This is a genomic window from Brevundimonas sp. UYEF29, from assembly GCF_040546195.1.
GTDB classification, from domain to species: domain Bacteria; phylum Pseudomonadota; class Alphaproteobacteria; order Caulobacterales; family Caulobacteraceae; genus Brevundimonas; species Brevundimonas huaxiensis.
Genome location: NZ_JBEPNH010000003.1, coordinates 37,523 through 60,744, shown reverse-complemented (window position 1 = coordinate 60,744; position 23,222 = coordinate 37,523). Strand labels below are relative to the sequence as shown.

Annotated in this window: 24 protein-coding genes; 17 read left to right on the top strand and 7 right to left on the bottom strand. The window is 66.7% G+C overall.

The features are described from left to right. The first annotated feature begins 181 nt into the window (after positions 1–181). Together ftsZ and lpxC are read left to right on the top strand one after the other, a co-directional pair. On the top strand, positions 182–1,768 hold the full coding sequence (ftsZ, locus tag ABIB58_RS05950; protein ID WP_354039636.1) for a cell division protein FtsZ: 1,587 nt from the start codon (positions 182–184) through the stop codon (positions 1,766–1,768). Positions 1,769–1,954: 186 nt separating this feature from the next. After that, positions 1,955–2,854 carry a UDP-3-O-acyl-N-acetylglucosamine deacetylase gene (gene lpxC, locus ABIB58_RS05945; protein WP_354039634.1) on the top strand — a complete coding sequence of 300 codons (900 nt, stop codon included), beginning with the start codon at positions 1,955–1,957 and terminating at the stop codon, positions 2,852–2,854. On the opposite strand, the gene pgeF is transcribed toward lpxC, so the two are convergent. The 3 genes from pgeF to lgt are packed head-to-tail and all read right to left on the bottom strand — an operon-like array spanning position 2,851 to position 5,592. Next, the gene (pgeF, locus tag ABIB58_RS05940; RefSeq protein ID WP_045810411.1) at positions 2,851–3,621 is read right to left on the bottom strand and encodes a peptidoglycan editing factor PgeF; all 771 of its coding nucleotides are present in this window, start codon (positions 3,619–3,621) and stop codon (positions 2,851–2,853) included. The two genes, lpxC and pgeF, sit on opposite strands and share 4 nt — an antisense overlap. A 13-nt stretch (positions 3,622–3,634) precedes the next feature. Further along, entirely contained in the window at positions 3,635–4,720 is a 1,086-nt protein-coding gene (locus tag ABIB58_RS05935; RefSeq protein WP_354039632.1) for a class I SAM-dependent methyltransferase, read from the bottom strand. Continuing rightward, positions 4,717–5,592: a prolipoprotein diacylglyceryl transferase gene (lgt, locus tag ABIB58_RS05930; RefSeq protein WP_045810409.1), complete on the bottom strand. Its 876-nt coding sequence runs from the start codon at positions 5,590–5,592 to the stop codon at positions 4,717–4,719. Before lgt ends, ABIB58_RS05935 begins: the two co-directional genes overlap by 4 nt. 173 nt (positions 5,593–5,765) lie before the next feature. Between lgt and ABIB58_RS05925 the strand changes: the two genes are divergently transcribed. The 3 genes from ABIB58_RS05925 to ABIB58_RS05915 all read left to right on the top strand — a co-directional run bounded on the left by ABIB58_RS05925 (position 5,766) and on the right by ABIB58_RS05915 (position 7,439). Beyond that, a complete protein-coding gene (locus tag ABIB58_RS05925; protein WP_045810408.1) occupies positions 5,766–6,053 on the top strand; it encodes an accessory factor UbiK family protein in 288 nt (95 codons plus the stop codon). 73 nt (positions 6,054–6,126) lie between these two features. Continuing rightward, positions 6,127–6,630, top strand: coding sequence for a type III secretion system chaperone family protein (locus ABIB58_RS05920; RefSeq protein ID WP_017504503.1), 504 nt, complete (start codon positions 6,127–6,129; stop codon positions 6,628–6,630). 17 nt (positions 6,631–6,647) lie between these two features. Beyond that, positions 6,648–7,439, top strand: a complete 792-nt coding sequence (locus ABIB58_RS05915; RefSeq protein ID WP_231576587.1) for a pyrroline-5-carboxylate reductase family protein — start codon at positions 6,648–6,650, stop codon at positions 7,437–7,439. Here ABIB58_RS05915 and ABIB58_RS05910 read toward each other — a convergent pair. The 3 genes from ABIB58_RS05910 to ABIB58_RS05900 all read right to left on the bottom strand — a co-directional run bounded on the left by ABIB58_RS05910 (position 7,436) and on the right by ABIB58_RS05900 (position 10,113). Beyond that, positions 7,436–7,924 (bottom strand): hypothetical protein, encoded by a 489-nt coding sequence (locus ABIB58_RS05910; RefSeq protein WP_354039628.1) that lies wholly within the window; start codon positions 7,922–7,924, stop codon positions 7,436–7,438. The genes ABIB58_RS05915 and ABIB58_RS05910 overlap by 4 nt on opposite strands. An 85-nt stretch (positions 7,925–8,009) precedes the next feature. Beyond that, complete coding sequence (locus tag ABIB58_RS05905) at positions 8,010–9,377, bottom strand: ATP-binding protein (RefSeq protein WP_045810406.1); 1,368 nt, start codon at positions 9,375–9,377, stop codon at positions 8,010–8,012. Positions 9,378–9,381: 4 nt separating this feature from the next. Then, the gene (locus ABIB58_RS05900) at positions 9,382–10,113 is read right to left on the bottom strand and encodes a response regulator (protein ID WP_369796268.1); all 732 of its coding nucleotides are present in this window, start codon (positions 10,111–10,113) and stop codon (positions 9,382–9,384) included. A gap of 88 nt (positions 10,114–10,201) precedes the next feature. On the opposite strand from ABIB58_RS05900, the gene ABIB58_RS05895 reads away from it, so the two are divergent. Both ABIB58_RS05895 and ABIB58_RS05890 read left to right on the top strand, forming a co-directional pair. Next, positions 10,202–11,080: a branched-chain amino acid aminotransferase gene (locus tag ABIB58_RS05895; RefSeq protein WP_045810405.1), complete on the top strand. Its 879-nt coding sequence runs from the start codon at positions 10,202–10,204 to the stop codon at positions 11,078–11,080. 133 nt (positions 11,081–11,213) lie between these two features. Beyond that, positions 11,214–12,485, top strand: a complete 1,272-nt coding sequence (locus ABIB58_RS05890; RefSeq protein WP_045810404.1) for a NupC/NupG family nucleoside CNT transporter — start codon at positions 11,214–11,216, stop codon at positions 12,483–12,485. Positions 12,486–12,492: 7 nt separating this feature from the next. Here ABIB58_RS05890 and ABIB58_RS05885 read toward each other — a convergent pair whose 3' ends face one another. Then, positions 12,493–12,924, bottom strand: a complete 432-nt coding sequence (locus ABIB58_RS05885; RefSeq protein WP_045810403.1) for a PaaI family thioesterase — start codon at positions 12,922–12,924, stop codon at positions 12,493–12,495. A gap of 47 nt (positions 12,925–12,971) precedes the next feature. On the opposite strand from ABIB58_RS05885, the gene ABIB58_RS05880 reads away from it, so the two are divergent. The 10 genes from ABIB58_RS05880 to flhA all read left to right on the top strand — a co-directional run bounded on the left by ABIB58_RS05880 (position 12,972) and on the right by flhA (position 23,175). After that, positions 12,972–13,274, top strand: coding sequence for a DUF3253 domain-containing protein (locus tag ABIB58_RS05880; RefSeq protein WP_017504494.1), 303 nt, complete (start codon positions 12,972–12,974; stop codon positions 13,272–13,274). Beyond that, positions 13,264–13,905, top strand: a complete 642-nt coding sequence (locus ABIB58_RS05875) for a uracil-DNA glycosylase family protein (protein ID WP_045810402.1) — start codon at positions 13,264–13,266, stop codon at positions 13,903–13,905. The genes ABIB58_RS05880 and ABIB58_RS05875 overlap by 11 nt, the downstream gene beginning before the upstream one ends. A gap of 16 nt (positions 13,906–13,921) precedes the next feature. Beyond that, positions 13,922–14,947: an alpha/beta fold hydrolase gene (locus tag ABIB58_RS05870; protein ID WP_354039623.1), complete on the top strand. Its 1,026-nt coding sequence runs from the start codon at positions 13,922–13,924 to the stop codon at positions 14,945–14,947. A gap of 88 nt (positions 14,948–15,035) precedes the next feature. Further along, entirely contained in the window at positions 15,036–16,676 is a 1,641-nt protein-coding gene (fliF, locus tag ABIB58_RS05865; RefSeq protein WP_354039621.1) for a flagellar basal-body MS-ring/collar protein FliF, read from the top strand. Then, the gene (fliG, locus tag ABIB58_RS05860; RefSeq protein WP_039246914.1) at positions 16,676–17,710 is read left to right on the top strand and encodes a flagellar motor switch protein FliG; all 1,035 of its coding nucleotides are present in this window, start codon (positions 16,676–16,678) and stop codon (positions 17,708–17,710) included. The genes fliF and fliG overlap by 1 nt, the downstream gene beginning before the upstream one ends. Position 17,711: 1 nt before the next feature. Then, positions 17,712–18,374 carry a FliH/SctL family protein gene (locus ABIB58_RS05855; RefSeq protein ID WP_045810399.1) on the top strand — a complete coding sequence of 221 codons (663 nt, stop codon included), beginning with the start codon at positions 17,712–17,714 and terminating at the stop codon, positions 18,372–18,374. Further along, positions 18,374–18,706, top strand: coding sequence for a flagellar motor switch protein FliN (fliN, locus tag ABIB58_RS05850; protein WP_045810398.1), 333 nt, complete (start codon positions 18,374–18,376; stop codon positions 18,704–18,706). The genes ABIB58_RS05855 and fliN overlap by 1 nt, the downstream gene beginning before the upstream one ends. A 36-nt stretch (positions 18,707–18,742) precedes the next feature. Further along, positions 18,743–20,155, top strand: a complete 1,413-nt coding sequence (gene flbD / locus ABIB58_RS05845; protein WP_055803826.1) for a sigma-54-dependent transcriptional regulator FlbD — start codon at positions 18,743–18,745, stop codon at positions 20,153–20,155. Between the two features lie 4 nt (positions 20,156–20,159). Next, positions 20,160–21,065 (top strand): class A beta-lactamase, encoded by a 906-nt coding sequence (gene bla / locus ABIB58_RS05840; RefSeq protein ID WP_354039617.1) that lies wholly within the window; start codon positions 20,160–20,162, stop codon positions 21,063–21,065. Between the two features lie 13 nt (positions 21,066–21,078). Continuing rightward, a complete protein-coding gene (flhA, locus tag ABIB58_RS05835; protein ID WP_354040137.1) occupies positions 21,079–23,175 on the top strand; it encodes a flagellar biosynthesis protein FlhA in 2,097 nt (698 codons plus the stop codon). Positions 23,176–23,222: the final 47 nt, after the last annotated feature.

Sequence of the window (23,222 nt, the reverse complement as noted above, 5' to 3'; positions counted from 1 at the left end):
GGCGCCTCTTTTGTTTTGCGAGATTTCGCAGGTTTCTGCTGTTCTTCGCTCCGACTCACATTATCGCCGTAACCTTCTCTTAACCCTCGTGGGCGCAATCCTTAACGCGCTCATAACCAAAGCGATTCGGCGGGGCGGTCGGTTGGTTTGAAGGGGCGGGTCAGCAGGTCGGAAACAGAAAATGTCGCTCTCATTGGTCAAGCCGCAACACACTGAACTGAAGCCCCGCATCGTCGTGTTCGGCGTCGGCGGCGCCGGCGGCAACGCCGTGAACAATATGATCGACGCCGGCCTCGAAGGGGTCGAGTTTGTCGTAGCCAACACCGACGCGCAGCACCTCAGCTTCGCCAAGACGGATCGTCGCATCCAGCTGGGCGAGACGATCACCCAGGGCCTGGGCGCCGGCGCCCATCCTGAGGTCGGCATGAACGCCGCCGAGGAGTCCGCCGACGAGATCCATCAGCACCTGGAAGGTGCGCACATGGTCTTCATCACCTGCGGCATGGGCGGCGGCACCGGCACCGGCGCGGCGCCGGTCATCGCCAAGTGCGCGCGTGACCGCGGCATCCTGACCGTCGGCGTCGTGACCAAGCCCTTCACCTTCGAAGGTCGGCACCGCATGCGTCTGGCCGACGCGGGCGTCGCCGAGCTGCAACGCTATGTCGACACCCTGATCGTCATCCCGAACCAGAACCTGTTCCGCGTCGCCAACGAACGCACGACCTTCGCCGACGCCTTCGGCATGGCCGATCAGGTCCTGCACTCCGGCGTGCGCTCGATCACCGACCTGATGATCCTGCCCGGCCTGATCAATCTGGACTTCGCCGACGTGCGCGCCGTCATGTCCGAGATGGGCAAGGCGATGATGGGCACGGGCGAGGCCACGGGCGACGACCGCGCGCTGCTGGCGGCCCAGAACGCCATCGCCAACCCGCTGCTGGACGAGACCAGCCTGAAGGGCGCCAAGGCCGTGCTGGTGAACATCACCGGCGGTCTGGACATGACCCTGCTGGAAGTCGACGAAGCCGCCAACGCCATCAGCGCGGAAGTGGACGGCGACGCCAACATCATCTTCGGCGCGGCCTTCGACCCGGCCCTGGATGGCAAGATCCGCGTCTCGGTCGTGGCGACCGGAATGGACGAGGGCGAGGTGCGTCGCATCGAACCCATCGCCCCGCCGGCCGCCAGCGCGCCGCTGGCCAGCCATGATGCGCGCCGCTCGGCCGGCGGCCTGTACGGCACGCAAGCCTCGCGCGCCCCGGAACCGACCCGCGACACCTATCGCGAGCCGGTCCGTGCCGAAGCCCCGCGCGCGCCCGAGCCCCGTATCGAGCCGGCGCCGGTCGTGCCGACCTTTCAGGCCCCTGCCGCTCGCGAACCGGAACCGCGCCCCGAGCCGGTGATCCGCGTCGCCGAGCCGCAGCCGCGCACTCTGGACCCCATCGTCGATCCGTGGGTCGAGGAATATGAAACCCGCGCACCGACTCCGCGCGTCGCGCCGCAAGGAGATCTCTACGAGCGCGCCGCGCCTGCGGCCCAGCAACCCCAAGCTGACGACGGTTACGACGACCGTGACCACCGCCGCAGCGGCTGGAGCCTGTTCGGGCGCGGCAAACGCACGCAGCCTCAGCACGACATGTCCTATGCGCCGCAATCGTCGCATCAGGCGCGCTCGTCGGCTCAACCGGCCCAACACCCAGAACCGGAGGCGGGACAGGCCGATGACGACCTGGAAATCCCATCCTTTCTCCGCCGTCTGGCCAACTAAACGTCCCAAATGACGATGAAACGCCCCGGAGCCCGCCTCCGGGGCGTTTCTCGTTCTCGGATGTGTCTCAGACCGAAACAATCCGAAACCGGACTTTGATTTCGCGCTTGCGGCATGACCGCTAAATGAAACCCAGGGCGCAATCCGCACGGCGTGCGGCGCGCAAAGGAAAGAGCGAGTTCAGGTTTGTCGGTCAGAAACGACCATCACGAACGCACCATCGTCGCCCCGGCTATCATCGCCGGAGTCGGGGTGCACACCGGCCGCCGGGTGCGGCTGGTGGTTCGGCCTGCGCCGTCGGGCACGGGCATCGTCTTCGTGCGCACCGACATCACCGACCGCGACAACCGCATTCCGGTGTCGGGCGATGCGGTCGTTGACGCCCGCCTGAACACCATGATCGAGAACGGCGCGGGCGTTCGCCTGTCGACGATCGAGCATCTGATGGCCGCCTTCGCCGCCTTGGGCGTGTCGAACGCCGTGGTCGAGGTGGATGGACCGGAGCTGCCGATCCTGGACGGTTCTGCGCTGGAGTTCGTGAAGCTGCTGGATCGGGCCGGTTTCCGACCGCAGCCGACGCCGCAGCGCTATATCGAGATCCTGGAAACGGTCCATGTCGTCGAGGGCGACAAGCATGCGGCCCTGATACCGTGCGACCGCTACGAGATGCGGTTCGAGATCGACTTCCCGTCGGCCGTGATCGGCAATCAGGTGATCGATTTCGTCGTGGACGAACCGACCTTCCGCAAGGAGATCATGGCCTGCCGCACCTTCGGCTTCGCCCATGAGGTCGAGGCGCTGCGCAAGGCGGGCCTGGCGCGCGGCGGATCGCTGGAGAACGCCGTGGTCATCGACGGCGACGAGATTCTGAATCCCGGCGGCCTGCGCGTGGAACGCGAGTTCGTGCGTCACAAGGCGCTGGACGCCATCGGCGACCTGTATGTGCTGGGCGCGCCCCTGCTGGGTCGTTACGAAGGCTACAAGGCCGGCCACGCCCTGAACAACAAGCTGGTCCGCGCCCTGCTGGCCGCCCCGCACGCCTGGCGTGAAGTGACCCGCGTGCCGGAACTGGCGCGCGCGGGCTAGGCCCCGATCACCGCAATCAATCGACCGAAGTCCGGCTCGCCGTGCTGGAAAGCGCGGCGGTTCGAATAGAACCGCTCTGCGTCCGCGCAGGTGTCGTGGCCGGTCCAGACGGCCTGGCCGACCCCCGCCTGCTGCAGCCGCCACAGGACAAAGCCGGGCAGGTCGAACTGGCGTTTGTCGTCGGACTCTCTGGGGTGGAAGAAGCGGTCGCTGCCAGGATCGTGGTGGGTGAAGCGATCTTCGAAATCGACGCCGACCTCATAGCTGGCGGGCGCGATGCAGGGGCCGACGACGGCGACCACACGCCGAGGCTCGGCGCCCAGGGCCTGCATGGCGGAAACGGCGGAGTGGATGACGCCGCCCAGCGCGCCCTTCCAGCCGGCGTGGACGGCGGCGACGATGCGGGTCTCGGGATCGGCCATCAGGATCGGCGCGCAGTCGGCGGTCAGGACGGAACACAGCAGGCCCGGCTCGGCCGAGACGACGGCGTCGCCCTCCGGACGATCGCCATGCCAGGGACCTTCGGCCACACGCGCCACGGCGGAATGGATTTGATAGCAGCCGTTCAGATGGTCCGGGTCGGCGTTGAAATGGCCCGCGACACGCCGGCGGTTTTCGGCGACGGCGGCCGGGTCGTCCTTGGAGCCGACGCCAGCGTTCAACCCTTCATAGAGGCCGGTCGAGACGCCGCCCGCGCGGGTGAAGAAGCAGTGGGCGATGCCGGCGGCGGTCAGAAGCGGGTGGGTGATAGGGGCCAGGTCGCTCATGCCCCCACCTATATCAGGCGTCCCAGCCGGGCACGACTAGGGATCGGGGGGCGAAGATGGCGGCGGCCTTGAACAGGGCGCCCATCTGGTCGTCGCCGGTCAGCCGGTCCAGCTGGCGGTCGATGACGCCCGAGGCGGCAGGCCGGCCAGCTTTCAGCGTCTCGGCGCGGGCCTCGATGCCCAGCCGGCGCAGGAACTCGCTCTGGGGCAGGCTGCCGGTGACGTCGGCGCCCGTGCGAACGGCCGCTTCCAGCACCAGGGGGAAATCGGCCCATTGGGTCAGGTCGGCTTCGCCGGGCGTGGCGAGGGGATCGACCTTCTGGTGACGACGCAAGGCCTGGAGCGTGTCGCCGGCTTCGGGCCGGGCGCGGCCATAGTCGATCAGCAGGGCGGCGCCCGAGGCGGCCTTCATCAGCAGGCCGAGGTGGCGGCCGAAGACCGCCTGCTGGTCCGAAATTTCCAGAATGCCGCCCGGCGCGATCTCGAAGTCCGGCTTTGGAAAGCCGCCGGATATGGCGGTCAGGCCGAACATCAGGTCGCCATCGTCTGTGACGCCGATGCGGCGCTCGGCCCAGCCGCCGTCGGTGCGGACGAACTGACGGGCGGGCATGCAGTCCAGCACTTCGTTGGCGATCAGGATGACCGGCGCGTCGGTCTCGATCGCCGTCAGGCTGCGGACCCAGCGCGGCGACAGGTCGGCGTCGGCCAGGGCCTTGGCCTGCAGATCGCGCAATGGCGCGCTGGGTTCGATCAGGATCAGATCGCAGGCTTCGAGAAAGCCGGGGACCAGGCGGGCGGCGCGCAAGGCGTCGCTCATCAATGTGCCGTCGCCGGGGCCGACCTCGACCAGCCGGAACCGCTCGGGCGCGCCCAGCCGGTTCCAGGTTTCGATCGCCCACAGGCCGATCAGTTCGCCAAACATCTGGCTGACCAGGGGGGCGGTGATGAAGTCGCCGCGCGCGCCCAGATCCGGACGCGACGCATAGTAGCCGCCCTTGGGATCGTGCAGGCAACGGGTCACATAGTCGGCGACCGTCATCGGGCCCGTCAGGGCGATCTCGCGCGCCAGACGGGCCTTTAAGCTTTCAGCCTGGCTCATGCCTCAGCGGAGACCGGCGGACGCTTCCACGCGCGCCAGATCAGCCAGGCGCCGACCAGGATCATCGGGATCGACAGCATCATTCCCATGGTCAGGCCGAACGGGAAATCCGGCATGCCGATATCCGGCTCGCGCACATTCTCCAGCGCCGCGCGGCAGACGCCATAGCCGACCAGGAACAGGCCGGTGATATAGCCGGGCTTCTTCAGCAGGCCGAACTTCCAGATCGCAATGGAAAGGACGGAGAAGAGGACGATCCCCTCAAGACCCGCCTCATAGAGCTGGCTGGGGTGGCGGGGCGCATCGCCGGCGGGGCAGAAGCCGTACATCTGTTCGATGCGGGCGTTGCAGAAGCGCACGGCCCAGGGAACGGTCGTCTCGCGGCCCCACAGCTCGCCATTGATGAAGTTGGCCAGGCGGCCGAACATCAGGCCGATGGGCACGACGGGCGCCACCAGATCACCAAGGCGCAGCATGTCGATCTTCTGCGACCGGGCATAGAGGACGATGGCCAGGCAGACGCCCAGGAAACCGCCGTGGAAGCTCATGCCGCCGGTCCACAGCTGGAACAGTTCGAACCGCTCGCCCAGCGTCTGGCCGGTGAACAGCTGGCCGTACATGGCCGGCTTGTAGAAGAGGGCGTAGCCGAGGCGCCCGCCGAGGATGATGCCCAGCACGATCCACAGCACCAGGTCGTCCAGTTGCGTCGTGGTGACGGGCGGCTTGCCCGGCGCCCACAGGCGCTGGGTCTTGGCCAGACGCGCGGCGTACCACCAGCCCAGCACGATGCCGGCGACATAGGCCAGGGCGTACCATCGGATCGGAAGCGGTCCGAGGTGGATCAGGACCGGATCGAATTCGGGAAAGGGCAAGGGGCGTTCCTGTGCGGGACTGTCTTTGACAGCGGTTTAGCAAGCGTCGCCGCCGTCGTCGCCTGTGAAGACGCATCACGACGCCTTGATGGCGCCCGCGAAGCAGCAGAAAGAAAGGTTTCGTTCACCATAGTCGGTGAACCTTCGTTAACGACGTTGAGGTCGGAGCCGCCATGCAGACCCGCAATCCCATTCTGGACGAGTTCGCCAAGCTGACGACCGGCGCCATGGGCCTGGCCCAGGCCGCAGGCGAAGAGGCCAAGACCGCCTGGCGCGCCCAGGCCGACCGGATCGCCGCCGAAATGGACCTGGTCCGTCGCGACGAGTTCGATGTTCTGAAGGACGAGATCGCCGCTCTGCGCGCCGAGCTCGCAGAGCTGAAGGCCGTTCAAAAGCCGGCTGCAAAGCCCGTGAAGGGAACGTCCACAGATGGGACTCAACCCGGGGACGCAGCCGGTTGAGCCGAATCTGCGAACAGGCTTACCGTTCTGTTAACGCCCGCGATTCTCGCGGACGCAGCGTGAAAGACACTTGATGGACATCGCCCGGCCCGAGGAAGTGGACGTGCCCTTCGACCCGCTTGAGGTCGTCGAGCATGTGCTCACGGCCGAGAACCTTCCCTTTGACCGCACCGACGACGGCGACCTCGCCTTTGCGCTGGCCGGCGACTGGAAGGACTATGAGCTGTGGTTCGCCTGGCGTCCCGAGGGCGACTGTCTTCAGCTGTGCTGCGCGCTGGATCTGAAGGTGGCCAAGAGCCGCAAGACGGCCGCCTATGAACTGGTCGGCCTGATCAACCAGCGCACCTGGATGGGCCATTTCGAGGTCTGGGCCGAGGATGGCGAGATCGTCTTCCGCCATTCGCTGGCCTTGCCGATGGGCGAGCGCCCGACCCTGGCCCAGGCGGCGTCGATGATCGACGCGGCCATCGAGGCTTCGGATCGCTACTACCCCGCCTTCGACTTCATGGTGCGCGGGAACAAGAAGCCGCAGGAGGCGATCGATGCCTGCCTGTTCGAGACCGTCGGCACCGCTTGATGCCAAGCGCGGCATCTGTGCCGGGTGCCGTCGTCCTGGTCGGCTGCGGCCGACTGGGCTCCGCCATTCTGGAAGGCTGGCTGCTAACCGGGACGGTGGCGGCGTCTGACCTGATTATTCTCACCCCCTCTGAAAAGCCGGCGGCCGAAGTGGCGCGGGCCAAGGGCGCGCGGATCAATCCGCCGCTGGAGGCTCTGACCCAGGCGGCGGCCATTGTGCTGGCGGTGAAGCCGGCGCTGTGGCGCGAGGTCATGGCTCCGCTGGCGCCGTTCCTGAACGACCGGGCCGTCATCCTGTCGGTCATGGCGGGCGTGACGGAGCCGACCCTGGCGGAAGGCCTGGGAGGCTGGCCGATCGTGCGAGTGATGCCGACGACCGGCGTGTCGCGCGGGCGCGGCGTGGCCTCTGTCTGGTCGGCGGACCGGCGCGCTGAGGGCATCGGGCGGGCGTTGTTCGAGCCGATGGCCGAGACGGTCGTGCTGGCCGACGAGGCGCTGATGGATGCGGCGACGGCGGTGGCCGGCTCGGGCGCAGCCTATTTCTACGCCTTCACCGAAGCGCTGGCCCGGGCCGGGGAGGCGGCGGGTCTGGATGCGGCGACGGCGGACGTGCTGGCGCGCGCGACGTTGAGGTCCGCAGCCGACTCCATGGGCGACGATGCGCTGGACACCCTGATCGGGCGCATCGCTTCACCGGGCGGCTCGACCCGCGCCGGGCTTGACGCCATGGCGAAGGACGGCCGCCTGACGACGATGCTGGACGAGACGGTCGCGGCGGCGGTCAGACGCAACCGCGAGATGGGCGCTTAGAAGCGTCCGCGCTCGATCTGATCGCCGAAGCGCTCGAACGCTCGGTTGGCGTCACGCCAGACGCTGTAGCCCCAGACGTCGTTGATGCTGGGCGTGAAGTAGGAATAGTCCACGGGCCGCGTCACGCCGTCCGCCATCACGATCTCGCCCTTGATGGCCGCGCCGCCGACGGACACGCTGCGGATCGGGTCGAGGCCCGGCGTCTGACGGACCTGTTCGAAGGTCGGCCGGTTCGGCTTCAGATCGACCAGGACCAGATTGGCGGTCGCGCCTGGATAACGCTGGGCCAAGGCCTTGCCGACCTCGGCCTGAAGGCCGGCGATCTGTTCGTTGACCTCGCGGTCACCGAGCTTTTCGACCTCGCGCTGAAGCTGCGGCCCGACCGTGACGTTTACCGTCGGCGCCTGAGCCTGAGCCTGAGCCTGAGCCATGGCGGCGACGGCAAGGGTCGCGGCCAGGGGTGCAAAGAAGGCGAGTTTACGCATCGAAATCATCTCCAAGCCCTGTCGCCCTCAAGATGACCCTTGCAGCGCCGTTCCGCCAGACCCTGCCGACGAAAGCTTTCAAGCCTTAAGCGGACTCGGCGACGGTGACCGCGCCGGGGATGCGGATCGTCGCTTTCAACCCGCCCAGTTCGCTGCGATCCAGGGTGACGTCGCCGCCGTGGCCGCGCGCCACATCGCGCGCGATGGCGAGGCCCAGACCGACGCCCTTGCGGTTCTGATTGCGGGACTCGTCCAGGCGCGAGAAGGGCCGGAAGGCCTCATCATACATGGCTTCGGGAATGCCGGGCCCGTCGTCCTCGACGATGATCTCCAGCCCGCCGGACGCCAGGGCGCGGGCCGACAGGCGCACGTGGTCGCCGTGGGATGCGGCATTGCCGGCCAGGTTCACCATGGCGCGCTTGAAGGCGAGGGGGCGGACCGAGGCGGTCAGTCCCTCTGCAACCACCACCTCGACCTCGGCGCCGGCGCGTTTCGCATCCTCGCCGGCGGCGTTCAGTAGGTCGGAAATCGACACCGGCTTCGGCGGCTCTCCAGCTTCGCCGCGGGCGAAGTCGAGGTATTCGTCGATCATATGCTCCATCTCGTCCAGGTCGCCACGCATGGCCGACTGGCGCTTGAAGGGTGGAGCCAGGGCCAGTTCGAGGCGCAGACGGGTCAGGGGGGTGCGCAGGTCGTGGCTGACCGAGGCGAGCAGGGCGGTGCGCTGATCGATGTGGCGCTGAATGCGGTCGCGCATGGCCATGAAGGCCACGGCGGCGGCGCGGACCTCGCGCGCGCCATGCGGCTTGAACCGGGGCACGGTTTCGCCGCGCCCGAAGGCCTCTGCCGCGTCGGCCAGACGCTCGATGGCGCGGACTTGATTGCGGATGAACAGGATGGCGACGCCCATCAACAGGACGGTCGCCACCGCCAACCACAGGACGAAGATATGGGCCTGGGTCGCCACCGCGCGCTCGCGTGGGGCGATGATGCGCAGGACCCCTTGCGGCTCCTGCACCTGGATGTCGACGTAGGCGGGATAGCGGGTGGTGTCGAACCAGTAGGGGCGGTCTAGACGGGCATCCAGGGCCTTGTCCAGCACCCGGTCCACCACGCCGATGGCGCCGCGACGTTCTTCGGTCGGAAGGGTGCGCCCATCCTGAAGCACGATGGACAGGGACATCGACCGCTCGGCGCGATTGGCCAGCTTGTCCAGGTTCGCCGGGCTGGGGTCGTCCTCATAGCTTTCGACGGCCCAGGCGATGTCGCCGGCCAGGCCTTCGGACAGGCGCGCGGTCACGGTCTGCCAGTGGGCGTCGAAGAAGACCCAGGTCACCGCCATCTGCATGACCAGCACAGGCAGGACGATGATCAGCAGCGACCGGCCCCACAGCGAGGTCGGCAGGCGCCGCTTCAGGAAACGCGGCCACAGATAGGCGGGCAGAAGCCGCATCGGCTCAGTCGGGAGCCAGCATATAGCCGACGCCGCGCACCGTCTGGAGATAGCGCGGGTTTTTGGGATCGACCTCCAGCTTGCGGCGCAGGCGCGTCACCTGCACGTCCACGGCGCGGCCGGTGATGTCGGCGGTGTCGGGCGACAGGCTCATCCGCTCGACCGGGGCATGGGCGTGGAGCGCCAGGGTCTTGAGCAACTGGGCTTCGGCCTCGGTCAGACGCTGGGGCGCGCCGTCACGGCTCAGCTCCAGCCGTTCCATGTCGAAGACGGCGGTCCCCAACTTGATCTCCTTGGGACCGATCGGCTTGCCGCCGGTGCGACGCAGGATGGCGTCGATCCGCAGCACCAGTTCGCGCGGCTCGAAGGGCTTGGACATATAGTCGTCGGCGCCACGCGACAGACCCTCGATCCGGTCCTCGGCGTCTCCGCGCGCGGTCAGCAGAAGCACAGGCGTCTTGGACAATTCGGCCTTGTTGCGGACCCAGCTGGTCAGGTCCAGGCCGCTTTCTCCCGGCATCATGACGTCCAGCACGACCAGATCGAACTCGATCAACTCCATCATCCGCTTGGCGGCGGCGGCGTGGGCGGCGCCGGTCACGCGATAGCCCTCGCGCGCCAGGAATTCCTTCAGCAGTTCGCGGATGCGATCGTCGTCGTCGACGATCAGCAGATGGCGGCCGACGCCGGGGCCGGCGATGGGGCCTGAGCGGCCATGCGAACGCGATTCCGTCATGCTCATGCGACGTTTCCCCCGCTTGCGGCGTTGACCTGAGCGATTCGTGCGGCTCTAAGACCGTCAGTTTCGCGGGAGACGTATTTCAATGGCCTTCGTTCCTTTCGACGATCGTGACGGCTTCATCTGGGTGAATGGCGATTTCGTCCCCTGGAGGGAAGCGAAAACGCACGTTCTGACCCATGCCCTTCACTATGGCTCGTCGGTCTTTGAGGGTGAGCGTATGTACGGCGGCGAAATCTTCAAGCTGACGCAACATTCCGAGCGCCTGAAGCGGTCCGCCAACCTGCTCGATTTCGAGATACCCTACAGCGTCGCTGAAATCGACGCCTTCTGTAAGGAAACCTGCGCCAAGAACGGTCTGACGGACTGCTATGTGCGTCCCGTCGCCTACCTCGGCCCGGAACAGACCAGCGTTTCGGCCCTGAACAACAAGGTCCACCTGGCGATCGCCGTGTGGGACTGGCCCAGCTATTTCGACCCCGAGGTCAAGGCGCGCGGCCTGCGTCTGGAATGGTCCAAGTGGCGTCGTCCCGATCCGGCGACGGCGCCGACGACGGCCAAGGCGGCGGGGCTGTACATGATCTGCACCATGTCCAAGAACGCCGCTGAGCGCCGCGGTTTCGCCGACGCCCTGATGCTGGACTGGCGCGGCTATGTCGCCGAGGCGACCGGCGCCAACGTCTTCTTCGTCAAGGACGGCGTCATCCACACGCCGAACGTCGAGCACATCCTAGACGGCATCACCCGCCAGACCGTGATCGAGATCGCCCGCGAGAAAGGCATCGAGGTCGTGGTGCGCGAGATCAAGCCGGAAGAGCTGTCGGACTTCACCGAATGCTTCCTGACCGGCACGGCCGTCGAGGTTACCCCGGTCGCCGAGGTGGGCGAATATCGATTCACTCCCGGCGCCCTGTCGTTGGACCTGATGGATCACTACGGCAAGCTGGTGCGCGGCCAGCTGTAAGCCGAGGCGCGACGACAGGATGAGGGCGGTCCCTTAAGGGGCCGCCCTTTTTCGTTTCGCTTGCCAGCCGCGTCACTTTGTCCTTGAAGCGAATAAAAGCCGGCAGGCGCGCCGGGTGCGGGGATTGTTTTCCATGTTCAGCCTCCTGAACCTCCAGAGCCTTCTGGGTCTGGTCGTAATCGTCGCGGTCTGCTGGGCGATTTCGGAAAACCGCAAGGCCTTCCCCTGGCGGCTGACCATCGGCGCGATCCTGGTGCAGGCCGGGCTGGTGTTGGCCCTGTTCGCCATTCCGGGCTCGCAGGCGGTGCTGGCGGCGGTGACGGGCGCGGTGGATGGTCTGGCGGTGGCGACGACCGAGGGAACGAAGTTTGTCTTCGGCTATCTGGCCGGCGGGGACCAACCCTATACGGTCTCGAACCAGGGCGCGCTGTTCACCTTCGCGTTCCAGGTCCTGCCGCTGATCCTGGTGATTTCCGCCCTGTCGGCCCTGCTGTGGCACTGGAAGATCCTGAAGTGGATCACCCTGGGCTTCGGCTTCCTGTTCCAGAAGACGATGGGTCTGGGCGGCGCCTCGGCCCTGGCGGTCGCGGCCAACATCTTCCTGGGCATGATCGAAAGCCCGATCGTGATCCGCGCCTATCTGGACAAGCTGACGCGGTCCGAGATCTTCCTGATGATGGTGGTGGGCCTGGCGACGGTCGCCGGTTCGACCATGGTGGCCTATGCGACCATCCTGTCGCCGGTGCTGCCCAATGCGGCGGGCCACGTGCTGGTGGCCTCGATCGTGTCGGCACCGGCCGGCGTGCTGCTGGCGCGGATCATCATCCCCGAGAAAGAGGGTATGGGCGGCGCGGTCGCAGATTATGACTCGGCCCTGAAATACGACAGCGCCATCGACGCCATCGTCAAAGGCACGTCCGACGGCCTGATGGTCGTGCTGAACATCTCGGCGGTGCTGATCGTGTTCGTGGCCCTGGTCGCCCTGGTCAACGTGATGCTGGGCGGGTTTGTGGTGTTCGACGCACCCCTGACCGTCGAGCGGATGCTGGGCTGGATCTTCGCGCCGATCGCCTGGCTGATCGGGGTCGAGTGGAAGGACGCCGACGTCGCCGGCTGGCTGCTGGGCGTCAAACTGACCCTGACCGAGTTCGTCGCCTTCATCGACCTGGGCAAGGTGCCGGCCGCAGACATGACCGAGCGCACGCGCATGCTGATGACCTACGCCCTGTGCGGCTTCGCCAATATCGGTTCGGTCGGCATCACCGTCACCGGCCTGTCGGTCCTGATGCCCGAACGCCGCGAGGAGGTGCTGGGCATGGTCTGGAAGGGCCTGTTCGCCGGTTTCCTGGCCACACTGATGACTGCGGCCATCGTCGGCGCGATGCCCAGCGTCGTCTTCGGCTAGGACACGCTCACCGCGGCGTGAATTTGCGGATGACGCCGGAGAAGGTCATCAGCAGGCGCTCGCCGGTGTTGATCTGGCCGCGCACGAAGATCAGGCTCTTGCCCGCCTTGGTGACCTGACCGGTGGCCTCGATCAGTTCGTCGACATAGCCCCCGTCGATGAAGGTGGAGTCCAGCTGGACCGTTACGCCCGAGGCGCCTTCCATCTCCTGGTAGGCGATCTGGAACATGGCGATGTCGGCGAAGGTCATCAGGCAGCCGCCGTGCATCCGCCCGCCTGCGTTCATATGCTTCTGCTCGGCGCGGAAGGCGCAGCGCATGTGCCCGTCGGGGTCTGGCTTGCCGTAGAAAGGACCGACCACTGTGTCGAAGGTGTCGTGCAGATCATAGGTCTGCCAGCCGGCGAACTCGCCTTCGGTGATGGTGATTTTCTTGGGCATGCAGACTCGGCCTTACTTCTGGGCGTGCGTTGCAGCATATAGGCGCAATGAGCGACCCGATCGAAACCGCAATCCTGAACAAAATCGCCGCGCTTGAGCCCGGCAAGAGCATTGAGCCGGCGGAAGTGGCCAAAGAGCTACAGCCTGAGCAGTGGCAGCGCATGCTGCCCAAGGTTCGCGCGACCGCTCTGGGCCTGATGCGCCAGGGCAAGCTGACGATCACCAAGAAGGGCAAGGCGGTCGATCCGGACAATTTCCGTGGCGTCACACGCCTGCGTCAGGCGACCGAGGAAGAAACGGCTCTGGCGTTGAGCCGCCGTCCGCCGGTCGTCGAGGGCGATGACGACTGATCTTCAGGATATCCTGAACGACATCCGCGCCTGTCGCGCCTGCGCGGGCGTCCTGCCGCACACCCCGCGCCCGGTGGTGTGGGTCTTTCCCGAGACGCGGCTGCTGATCTGCGGCCAGGCGCCGGGGCGACGCGTCCATGAGAGCGGCCTGCCGTTCACGGATCCTTCAGGCGATCGTCTTCGTGACTGGATGGGCGTGGACTACGAGACCTTCTACGCCGACCCGCGCATCGGGGTCGCGGCCCAGGCCTTCTGCTATCCGGGAACCGCGCCGAAAGGCGGCGACTATCCGCCGCCGACACGCTGTGCGGAACTGTGGCGATCGCAGTTGCTGGGCGCCCTGCCGCAGATGGAGTTGACCTTGCTGGTCGGCGGCTATGCCCAGACGTGGGCTCTGGGCGACAGGGCCAAGCGGACCATGACCGACACCGTGCGGGCGTGGCGTGAGTATGCGCCGGATCTGCTGGTGCTGCCGCATCCGTCGTGGCGCAATACGGCTTGGCTGAAAAAGAATCCCTGGTTCGAGACGGAGGTGCTTCCCTATCTGCGGGAACGCGTTCGGCGCATTCTGACTTCTGCAAATCCGGCGGCCATTCGCTCCTGCGAGACGGACTTGCCGGTGGTATCGTGAGCGCCGCTTGGGACACATGGCCTTGATCGCCTCCAGACTTACGCCGCTGGCCGCCGCGCTCGTTCTATCAGCCTGCGCCGCACCCCATATTCAGCCGCCGTTGACGCCGCCGCCGGGTTTTGCCGGCGCCCATGTCGAGGATCGGACGCTGGTCATGTCGGATGGCGCGCGCCTGCCGTATCTGCATTGGGGTCCAAAGGATGGGGAGCCTTGGGCGGTGATCGTGGCCCTGCACGGCATGAACGATCACGACGCCAGCTTCCGTCTGGCCGGACCCTGGTGGGCCGAGCAGGGGATCGAGACTTGGTCTTACGATCAGCGTGGCTTCGGCGGGGCGCCGGGGCGGGGCGAATGGGCCGGGCAGCAGCGGATGACCGACGACCTGCGCGAGATCACCGCGATGGCGCGCGCCCGCTATCCCAATGCCGTCATCGCCGTGGTGGGCGAGAGCATGGGCGGGTCGGTGACGGCGGCGGCTTTCGGCTCCGACAATCCGCCGGATGCGGACCGGATCGTGCTGCTGGCGCCCGGCGTGTGGGGCTGGTCGACGCAAGGACCGTTGAACAGCACGGCGCTGAACATTGCGGCGCGGGCGCTGGGCGACGTGGCGCTGGAACCGCCGGAGTTCATCACGCGCGACATCCACGCCTCATCCAATACGCTGGAGCTGATCCGCAACGGGCGCGATCCGATGAGCATCCTCGCGACGCGGTTCGACAGCGTCTATGGGCTGGTCGATCTGATGGAGGCCTCATCGCGCAGCCTGGGCCGCATTAGGGGCGACGCCATCCTGATGTACGGCGCCCACGACGAGGTGGTGAAGAAAGGGCCGATGAAGGCGGCGCTTGAGCGGGCCGAGCGGGAGGGCGGAACGCTGCGGACCGCCTGGTATCCGAACGGCTGGCATCTGCTGAACCGCGATCTGGACGCCGAGATCGTCTATCGCGACGTCGTCTCGTGGTTGAGAGACCCGAAAGCTCCCTTGCCGTCCCGTGCGCCGGCGGTCTTGCCGCAGCTTCAGGCGGGCAGGGCGCGCCCTTAAGCGGGTCTTAACGCGACGTTTACCATCCAGGCGGCATTTTCTGCCTAGCGGGGCGTTCGTGTCTCCCGCGAGTAGGGGGCGGGGACGCGTGGGCGGCTTCACAGCGGCGTTGCAGAAGTTCGGGATCGGCCGTCTGGCTGCGGTCCTCGGCGTCGCCGCAGGCGTGGCCGCCGTGCTGGTCGCCATCATGCTGCGCATGGGCCAGGCGCCCGACGCGCTGCTCTATTCCAACCTGGATCTGCGCGAAGCCAGCGAGATCACCGCCGCCCTGGACCAGGCCGGCATCAAATATTCCTCCAAGGGCGATGGCTCGACCATCATGGTCAACCGCGACGAGGTCGGCACGGCGCGGATGCTGGTCGCGGGCAAGGGTTTGGTCACGTCCGGATCGGTCGGTTACGAGCTGTTCGACAGCCAGTCGGTCCTGGGTCAGACCGAGTTCCAGCAGCAGTTGAACGAACAGCGCGCCCTGCAGGGCGAACTGTCGCGCACCATCATGTCCATGCGCGGCATCACGGCCGCCCGCGTCCACATCACCATGCCGCGCCGCGAGATGTTCACCTCGGCCGCCGGCGAACCGACCGCCGCCGTTCTGGTGGGCCTGGGCGGGCGTGACCTGACGAGCGATCAGGTGCGGGCGATCCGCAACCTGGTGGCCTCGTCCGTGCCGAACCTGAAGCCCGACCGCGTCACCGTGGCGGACCAGACGAACCGCACCCTGGCGGCCGGCAGCGACGACGGAACCTTCACCTCGGCCTCCGCCGCCGAGGCCAAGGGCAATACCGAGAGCCAGCTTCAGGCCCGCATCAAGGACATCGTCGAAGGCGTCGTCGGCGCCGGCGCCGCCCGTGTCCAGGTGACGGCCGACATCGACCAGAGCCGCGCCACGACCCAGGAAGAAAAGTTCGATCCCGATGGTCAGGTCGTTCGCTCGACCACGACCAACGGCTCGCAATCCGCAGACAACAGCGCCCAGCCCGACGGCGGCGTGACCGCGACGAACAACATTCCTGGCGGGGCTGCGCCCGGCGCGACGCCGGCTGGTTCGACTAACTCGGAAAACGCCGAGACGACCAACTACGAAATCTCCAAGACCACCACGACCACGACCAAGGAGCCGGGCGAGGTGAAGAAACTGGCCGTCGCCGTCGCGGTCGACGGCAAATGGACGCCGGCCAAGGACGGCAAGGGCGAGCCGACCTATGCGCCGCGCACGGCCGAGGAGATCGCCCAGATCAAGTCGCTGGTCGCGGCCGCCGCCGGCATCGACGAGGCACGCGGCGACAAGATCGAGGTCATCAACGTCCGCTTCAACCACGACACCGGCATCGAGGGCGGTCTGGACGGCAAGTCGTCGCTGCTGGACTTCTCCAAGAACGACATCATGCGTTTCGTCGAGCTGGGCATTCTGACGGTCGTCGCCCTGCTGCTGATCTTCTTCGTGCTGCGTCCTCTGCTGAAGACGGCGGCGGGCGGCGGGGGCAATCTGCCGACGCTGGCGGGCGCCAACGGCGTGCCGGTCACGACCGTGGCGACCACGGTGATCGGCCCGGACGGCCAGCCTCAGCTGGTTCAGCTGCCGGCGCCCAGCGAGATGGAACAGAAGATCGACATCGCCCGCATCGAGGGTCAGGTGAAGGCGTCGTCGGTCAAGAAGGTCGCCGACTTCGTTCAGTCGCATCCCGATGACGCGGCCGGCATTCTGCGATCCTGGGTGGCCGAAGGCTGATGGCGAAGCTGGTCAACAAGAAGGCCTCGATCGACGATCCCAACAAGCTGTCGGGACCGGAGAAGGCCGCCGTCATCCTGCTGGCGCTGGGCGAAGAACATACCGCCCTGTGGGAGCGGCTGGACGACGACGAGGTCAAGGAAATCTCCCAGGCCATGGCGACCCTGGGCAACGTCAGCGCCGAGGCCGTCGAGGCCCTGATGATCGAGTTCGTCTCGGGCCTGTCCGGTTCGGGCTCGGTCATGGGCAGCTACGAGCAGACGCAAAAGCTGCTGGCCGCCTTCCTGCCCAAGGATCGCGTCGACGGCCTGATGGAGGAAATCCGGGGTCCGGCCGGTCGCACCATGTGGGACAAGCTGGGCAATGTGAACGAGGCCGTTCTCGCCAACTATCTGAAGAACGAATACCCCCAGACCGTCGCCGTGATCCTGTCCAAGGTGCGCTCGGACCACGCCGCCCGCGTCCTGACCAGCCTACCGGAAGACTTCGCCCTGGAATGCGTTCAGCGGATGCTGCGCATGGAGCCCGTGCAGCGCGAGATCCTGGACAAGATTGAGGCCACGCTGCGCACCGAGTTCATGTCCAACCTGGCGCGGACCTCCAAGCGCGACAGCCACGAGATGATGGCGGACATCTTCAACAGCTTCGACCGCCAGACTGAGGCCCGCTTCATCGGCGCCCTGGAAGAGCGCAATCGTGAATCGGCCGAACGCATCCGCGCCCTGATGTTCGTCTTCGAAGACCTGTCCAAGCTGGATCCGGGCGGGGTGCAGACCCTGCTGCGCGCCGTGGACAAGGATTCGCTGGGCCTGGCGATGAAGGGCGCATCCGAAGGTCTGCGCGAGATGTTCTTCTCCAACATGTCCGAACGCGCGTCCAAGATCATGCGCGAGGACATGGAGTCGATGGGGCCGGTGCGTCTGAAGGACGTGGACGCCGCCCAGATGGCCATGGTCCAGGTCGCCAAGGATCTGGCCGCCAAAGGCGACATCATGCTGGCCGGTCAGGGCGCCGACGACGAGTTGATCTACTGACATGACCCAGTCTCCTGAAATCCGGCGCCTCTTCGCCTTCGACACAGAGTTCGACGCGGACGGCACGGTCGTGCGTCCCGGCGCCTGGACGCCGGCCAAACGCTCCTATCTGCCGGCCGAGGTCGAGGCCCTGGTCGCGCAAGGGCGTCTGGAAGCGCGCGAACAGGCGCTCAGCGAGGTCGAAAACATCCGCGCCATGGCCCTGAGCAACATCGCCCAGGCTGTCGCCTCGGCCATCCCGACCCTGAAAGCTGTGGCCCAGGCGCACCGCGAACAGGCCGCTGACCTGGCCCTGGCTGCTGCGCGCACCATCGCCGGGGCCGCTCTAGACCGGTTTCCGCATGCGCCGCTGAAAGCTGCTTTGGAACTGTTGGCGCAGGAGATCGACGCCTCGCCGCGTCTGGTCGTTCGCGCCTCCGGCCTGGATGACGAGGCGCGCGGCCTGATCGAGCGCGCCTGCGCCGACAGCGGCTTTACCGGCGTGGTCGCCTTCCGCGATGAACCGGGCATGGCTCAGGCCGCCTTCCAGTTGGAATGGGCCGACGGGCGCGCCGATCACGATCCGCAAGGTTCGGCCGAGCGTGTCGCCGAGGCCCTGACCGCCGCCCTGGCCGCCGAGGCCGGACACGCCGAAACCCTTCCCGTCGAAAGGAGCATGTTCTGATGGCATCCGACGACCTGGCGCTGGAGGAATTCTCCGGCCTTTCGGGCCTGCCGCCCTTGGACGACGGCGGCGAGAAGAGCGCCGCCGACCTGGCTACCGTCTTCGACGTGCCGGTCAACATCTCGGCGGTTCTGGGCAAGTCCCACATGTCGGTGGCCCAGCTGCTGAAGCTGAACAAGGGCTCGGTGCTGGAGCTGGATCGCAAGGTCGGCGAGGCGATCGACATCTTCGTCAACAACCGCCTGATCGCGCGCGGCGAGGTCGTCGTCGTCGACGACCGGCTGGGCGTGACCATGACGGAAATCATCAAGACCGAGGACTCGGGCGCCTGATTGGCGACCGGCTTTAGAGATTAGAGGAGAAGAACGATGCGTCTTCTGGTGGTAGGCAGACTGAGCGGCCAGCTCGCTTCGGCGGTGAAGATGGCCATGGCGCACGGCGCCAAGGTCAATCACGTCGAGCGCGCCGACCAGGCGACCGAGCAACTGCGCCGGGGGCAGGGCGCCGACCTGCTGATGGTCGACTATCAGCTGGACATCGCCGCCCTGATCGCCGCCAACGAGGCCGAGCGGATCACCATTCCGGTCGTGGCCTTCGGCGTCGACGCCGATGCGCGAGAGGCGGCCGCCGCCATCAAGGCTGGCGCCAAGGAGTTCATTCCGCTTCCGCCCGACGCCGAACTGATCGCCGCCGTCCTGTCGGCCGTCGCCGACGACGAAAAGCCGATGATCTCGGCCGACCCGTCGATGAAGGCGGTGCTGCAACTGGCCGACCAGGTCGCGCGCTCGGAAGCCTCGATCCTGATCACCGGCGAAAGCGGCGTCGGCAAGGAGGTGATGGCGCGGTATCTGCACGAGCATTCGCGCCGGTCCGAGCGCCCCTTCATCAGCGTCAACTGCGCCGCCATTCCCGACAATCTGCTGGAATCCGAACTGTTCGGCCACGAGAAGGGCGCCTTCACCGGCGCCGTCGCGCGCCGCATCGGCAAGTTCGAGGAGGCCGACGGCGGCACGCTTCTGCTAGACGAAATCTCCGAGATGGACGCCCGGCTTCAGGCCAAGCTGCTGCGCGCCATCCAGGAGCGCGTCATCGACCGCGTCGGCGGCTCCAAGCCGGTCTCGGTCAACATCCGCATCATCGCCACCTCGAACCGCGATCTGGCCAAGGCCGTGGCGGAAGGCACATTCCGCGAGGACCTGCTGTATCGCCTGAACGTGGTGAACCTGCGCCTGCCGTCCTTGCGCGAGCGGCCCGGCGACATCGTGGTTCTGGCCGACCACTTCATCAAGAAATACGCCGCCGCCAACGGTGTGCCGGTGCGTCCGATCTCGGCCGCCGCGCGTCAGGCCATTTCGGCCCATCGCTGGCCGGGCAACGTTCGTGAGCTGGAAAACGCGATGCACCGCGCGGTGCTGCTGGCCACCGGCCCCGAGATCGACGTCGACGCCATCCGTTTGCCGGACGGTCAGCCGCTGGGCGGCATGGGCGCGGGCATGATGGCGGGACAGGCCTATGAGGCGCCGCAAGCCGGGGTGGCCGCCCGCGCCGCCCAGGCGGCCGACGCCGTGACCCGCAGCTTCGTGGGTCAGACCGTGGCGGCGATGGAAAAGACGCTTATCCTGGACACCCTGACCCACTGCCTGGGCAACCGCACCCACGCAGCTAATATCCTGGGCATCTCGATCCGCACCCTGCGCAACAAGCTGAACGAATACGCCGACGAGGGCACGGCCATTCCGGCGCCGATGAGCGGCGTCTCCGCATCGGGCTACGCGGCCTGAACCCATGCGCGCACCCGTGGAGCGCCGACGCGTCCTGACGGGGCTGGCCGCCTTGAGCGCGGTCGGCTGTTCGCCGCGCGCGGAATCACGCCCTGCGGCGCCCGCCTCTGTGTCAGACGAGGTCATTGACCTGTCCGACCTGGAAGCGCGCAATGGCGGCCGTCTCGGCTTCGTCGTTCAGGACGCGGCGACGGGCCGTAAGCTTGGTTGGCGCGGCGACGAACGCTTCGTCTATTGCTCGACCTTTAAGATGTATCTGGCCGCCGCGACCTTCCTGCGAGTGCAGGCGGGACAGGAGCGACTGGATCGTCGCATTCCCATCACCGCGGCGGACATGATCAATCATGCCCCGGTCACAGAGCCCGCCGTCGGCGCCAGCCTGACGGTCGAGCAGTTGATGAAGGGCGCGGTGGAGGTCAGCGACAACCCCGCCGCCAATCTGTTGCTGAAGGCCATGGGCGGGCCGTCGGCGATGCAGACCTTCTATCGCGGCATCGGCGACGACAGCACTCGCTCGGACCGCTTCGAACCGGAGATGAATCGTATGAACGGCGATAAGGACACGATCCTGCCGTCCCAGTCGGTCGCCAATCTCCAACGACTGTTCCTTGATCCGGCCTCGCCCCTGACCGCGGCGTCACGCGACCTGTTGCTGCAGTGGATGACCGATACGCCCACGGGTCAGAATCGTCTTAGGGCTGGGGCGCCTGCGGATTGGCGGGTGGCGCACAAGACGGGGACAGGGGGCTATGGGCCGACCAATGACATCGGCCTATTGTATCCGCCGAACGGCCAACCCGTGATCGTCGCCGCCTATTACCATGCGACCGGGGCGACGTCGGACGACGCCAATGCGGCCGTGATCGTCGAGGCGACTCGTCGCGCACTGAAGGTCTTGGGTCTTGGCTGATGCGCCGATCCTGATGAAGGACGGCATGGCGCGCCCGACGGGACGCGACGTGATCGGCTGGCTGAACCGCGGCGAAGTGCTGATGGCGGTGGGCGTGATCGGCGTGATCATGCTGCTGATCCTGCCGGTGCCCAAGTTTCTGCTGGATCTGCTGCTGGCCTTCTCGCTGGTGTCCAGCGTGCTGATCCTGATGACCGCCGTGATGATGAAGCGGCCTCTGGACTTTGCCATCTTCCCGACGGTGTTGCTGGTCTCGACCCTGTTCCGTCTCGGTCTGAACCTGGCCTCGACACGCCTGATCCTGACCCACGGCCAGGAAGGCCACGATGCGGCGGGTCAGGTCATCAACGCCTTCGGCCAGCTGATGATGGGCGGCAACTTCATCATCGGGGTGATCATCTTTGCGATCATTCTGGTGGTGAACTTCGTCGTCATCACCAAGGGCTCGACCCGGATTGCTGAAGTGTCCGCCCGCTTCACCCTGGACTCCATGCCGGGCAAGCAGATGGCCATCGACGCCGATCTGTCGTCGGGCCTGATCACCGAGGACCAGGCCAAGCTGCGTCGCAAGGAGCTGGAGCAGGAATCGACCTTCTTCGGCGCCATGGACGGCGCCTCCAAGTTCGTGCGCGGCGACGCCGTCGCCGGGCTGATCATCACCTTCATCAACGCCATCGGCGGCATACTGATCGGCACGCTGCAACACGGCATGCCGGCGATGGAGGCCGCCAACACCTATGTGCAACTGACCATCGGCGACGGTCTGGTGACGCAGGTGCCGGCTATCATCATCTCGATCGCCGCGGGTTTCCTGGTGTCCAAGGCGGGCGTCGAGGGCACGGCGGACAAGGCCATGGTCACCCAGCTGGCGACCAATCCCGTGTCGCTGGGCGTGGTGTCGGGCGCCGCCGGTCTGATCGGCCTGATCCCCGGGATGCCGCTGATCCCGTTCGCGGCCCTGGCCATCGGATCGGGCTTCATGGCCTGGCGGCTGGGTCGCAATCGCCTGAAGCCTCAGCCGACAGAGGCGGAGGTCGCGGCGGCGGCCGCGGCCGCAAAACCCAAGGAAGATGTCGAAGAGCCCATCGCCAATGTGCTCACCATCGACGAGGTGAAGATCGAACTCGGCTATTCGCTTCTCAGCCTGATCAACGATCTGGAGGGCCGCCGCCTGACCGACCAAATCCGCGCCCTGCGCCGATCGCTGGCCCAGGAATACGGCTTCGTCATTCCCCAGGTGCGCATCCTCGACAACATGCGCCTGCCGACCCAGGGCTACGCCATTCGCATCAAGGAGATGGAGACGGGCGCGGGCGAGGTGCGGCTGGGCCACCTGATGGCGATGGATCCGGCCGGTCGTCAGGTCGAGCTTCCGGGCGAGCATATGCGCGAACCCGCCTTCGGCCTGCCGGCGACCTGGATCGAGGAAGGTCTGCGCGAGGAGGCGACGTTCCGGGGCTATACGCTGGTCGATCCGTCGACGGTGCTGACGACCCATCTAACCGAGATCCTGAAAGACAATATGGCCGATCTGCTATCCTACGCAGAGGTGCAGAAGCTGCTGAAGGAACTGGGCGCCGAAGAGAAGAAGCTGGTCGAGGAACTGGTGCCCAGCGTGGTCACCGTCACGACGCTGCAACGGGTGTTGCAGTCTCTCCTGCGCGAGAAGGTGTCGATCCGCGACCTGCCGGCGATCCTGGAAGGCCTGGCCGAGGCTGCGCCGCACAGCTCCAGCGTCACGACCCTGGTCGAACACGTTCGTGCGCGCCTGGGCCGGCAACTGTGCTGGCAGAATAAGGACGCCGAAGGGGCCCTGCCTATCGTCACCCTGTCGCCGGAATGGGAAAACGCCTTCGCCGAAAGCTTGATCGGCAATGGCGAGGACAAGCAGCTGGCCATGGCGCCGTCCCGCCTCCAGGACTTCATCCGCGCCGTGCGCGACACCTTCGAGCGGATCGCCATGACGGGTGAGAATCCAGTGCTGCTGACCGGCCCGATGACGCGGCCCTATGTGCGATCGATCATCGAACGTTTCCGCGGCCAGACCGTCGTGATGAGCCAGAACGAGATCCATCCCAAGGCCCGGCTGCGGACCCTGGGTCAGGTCTGATCCCGCCGACTTGGCAGTTTGGCGTTTGACGCGACGACGCGCCCCGC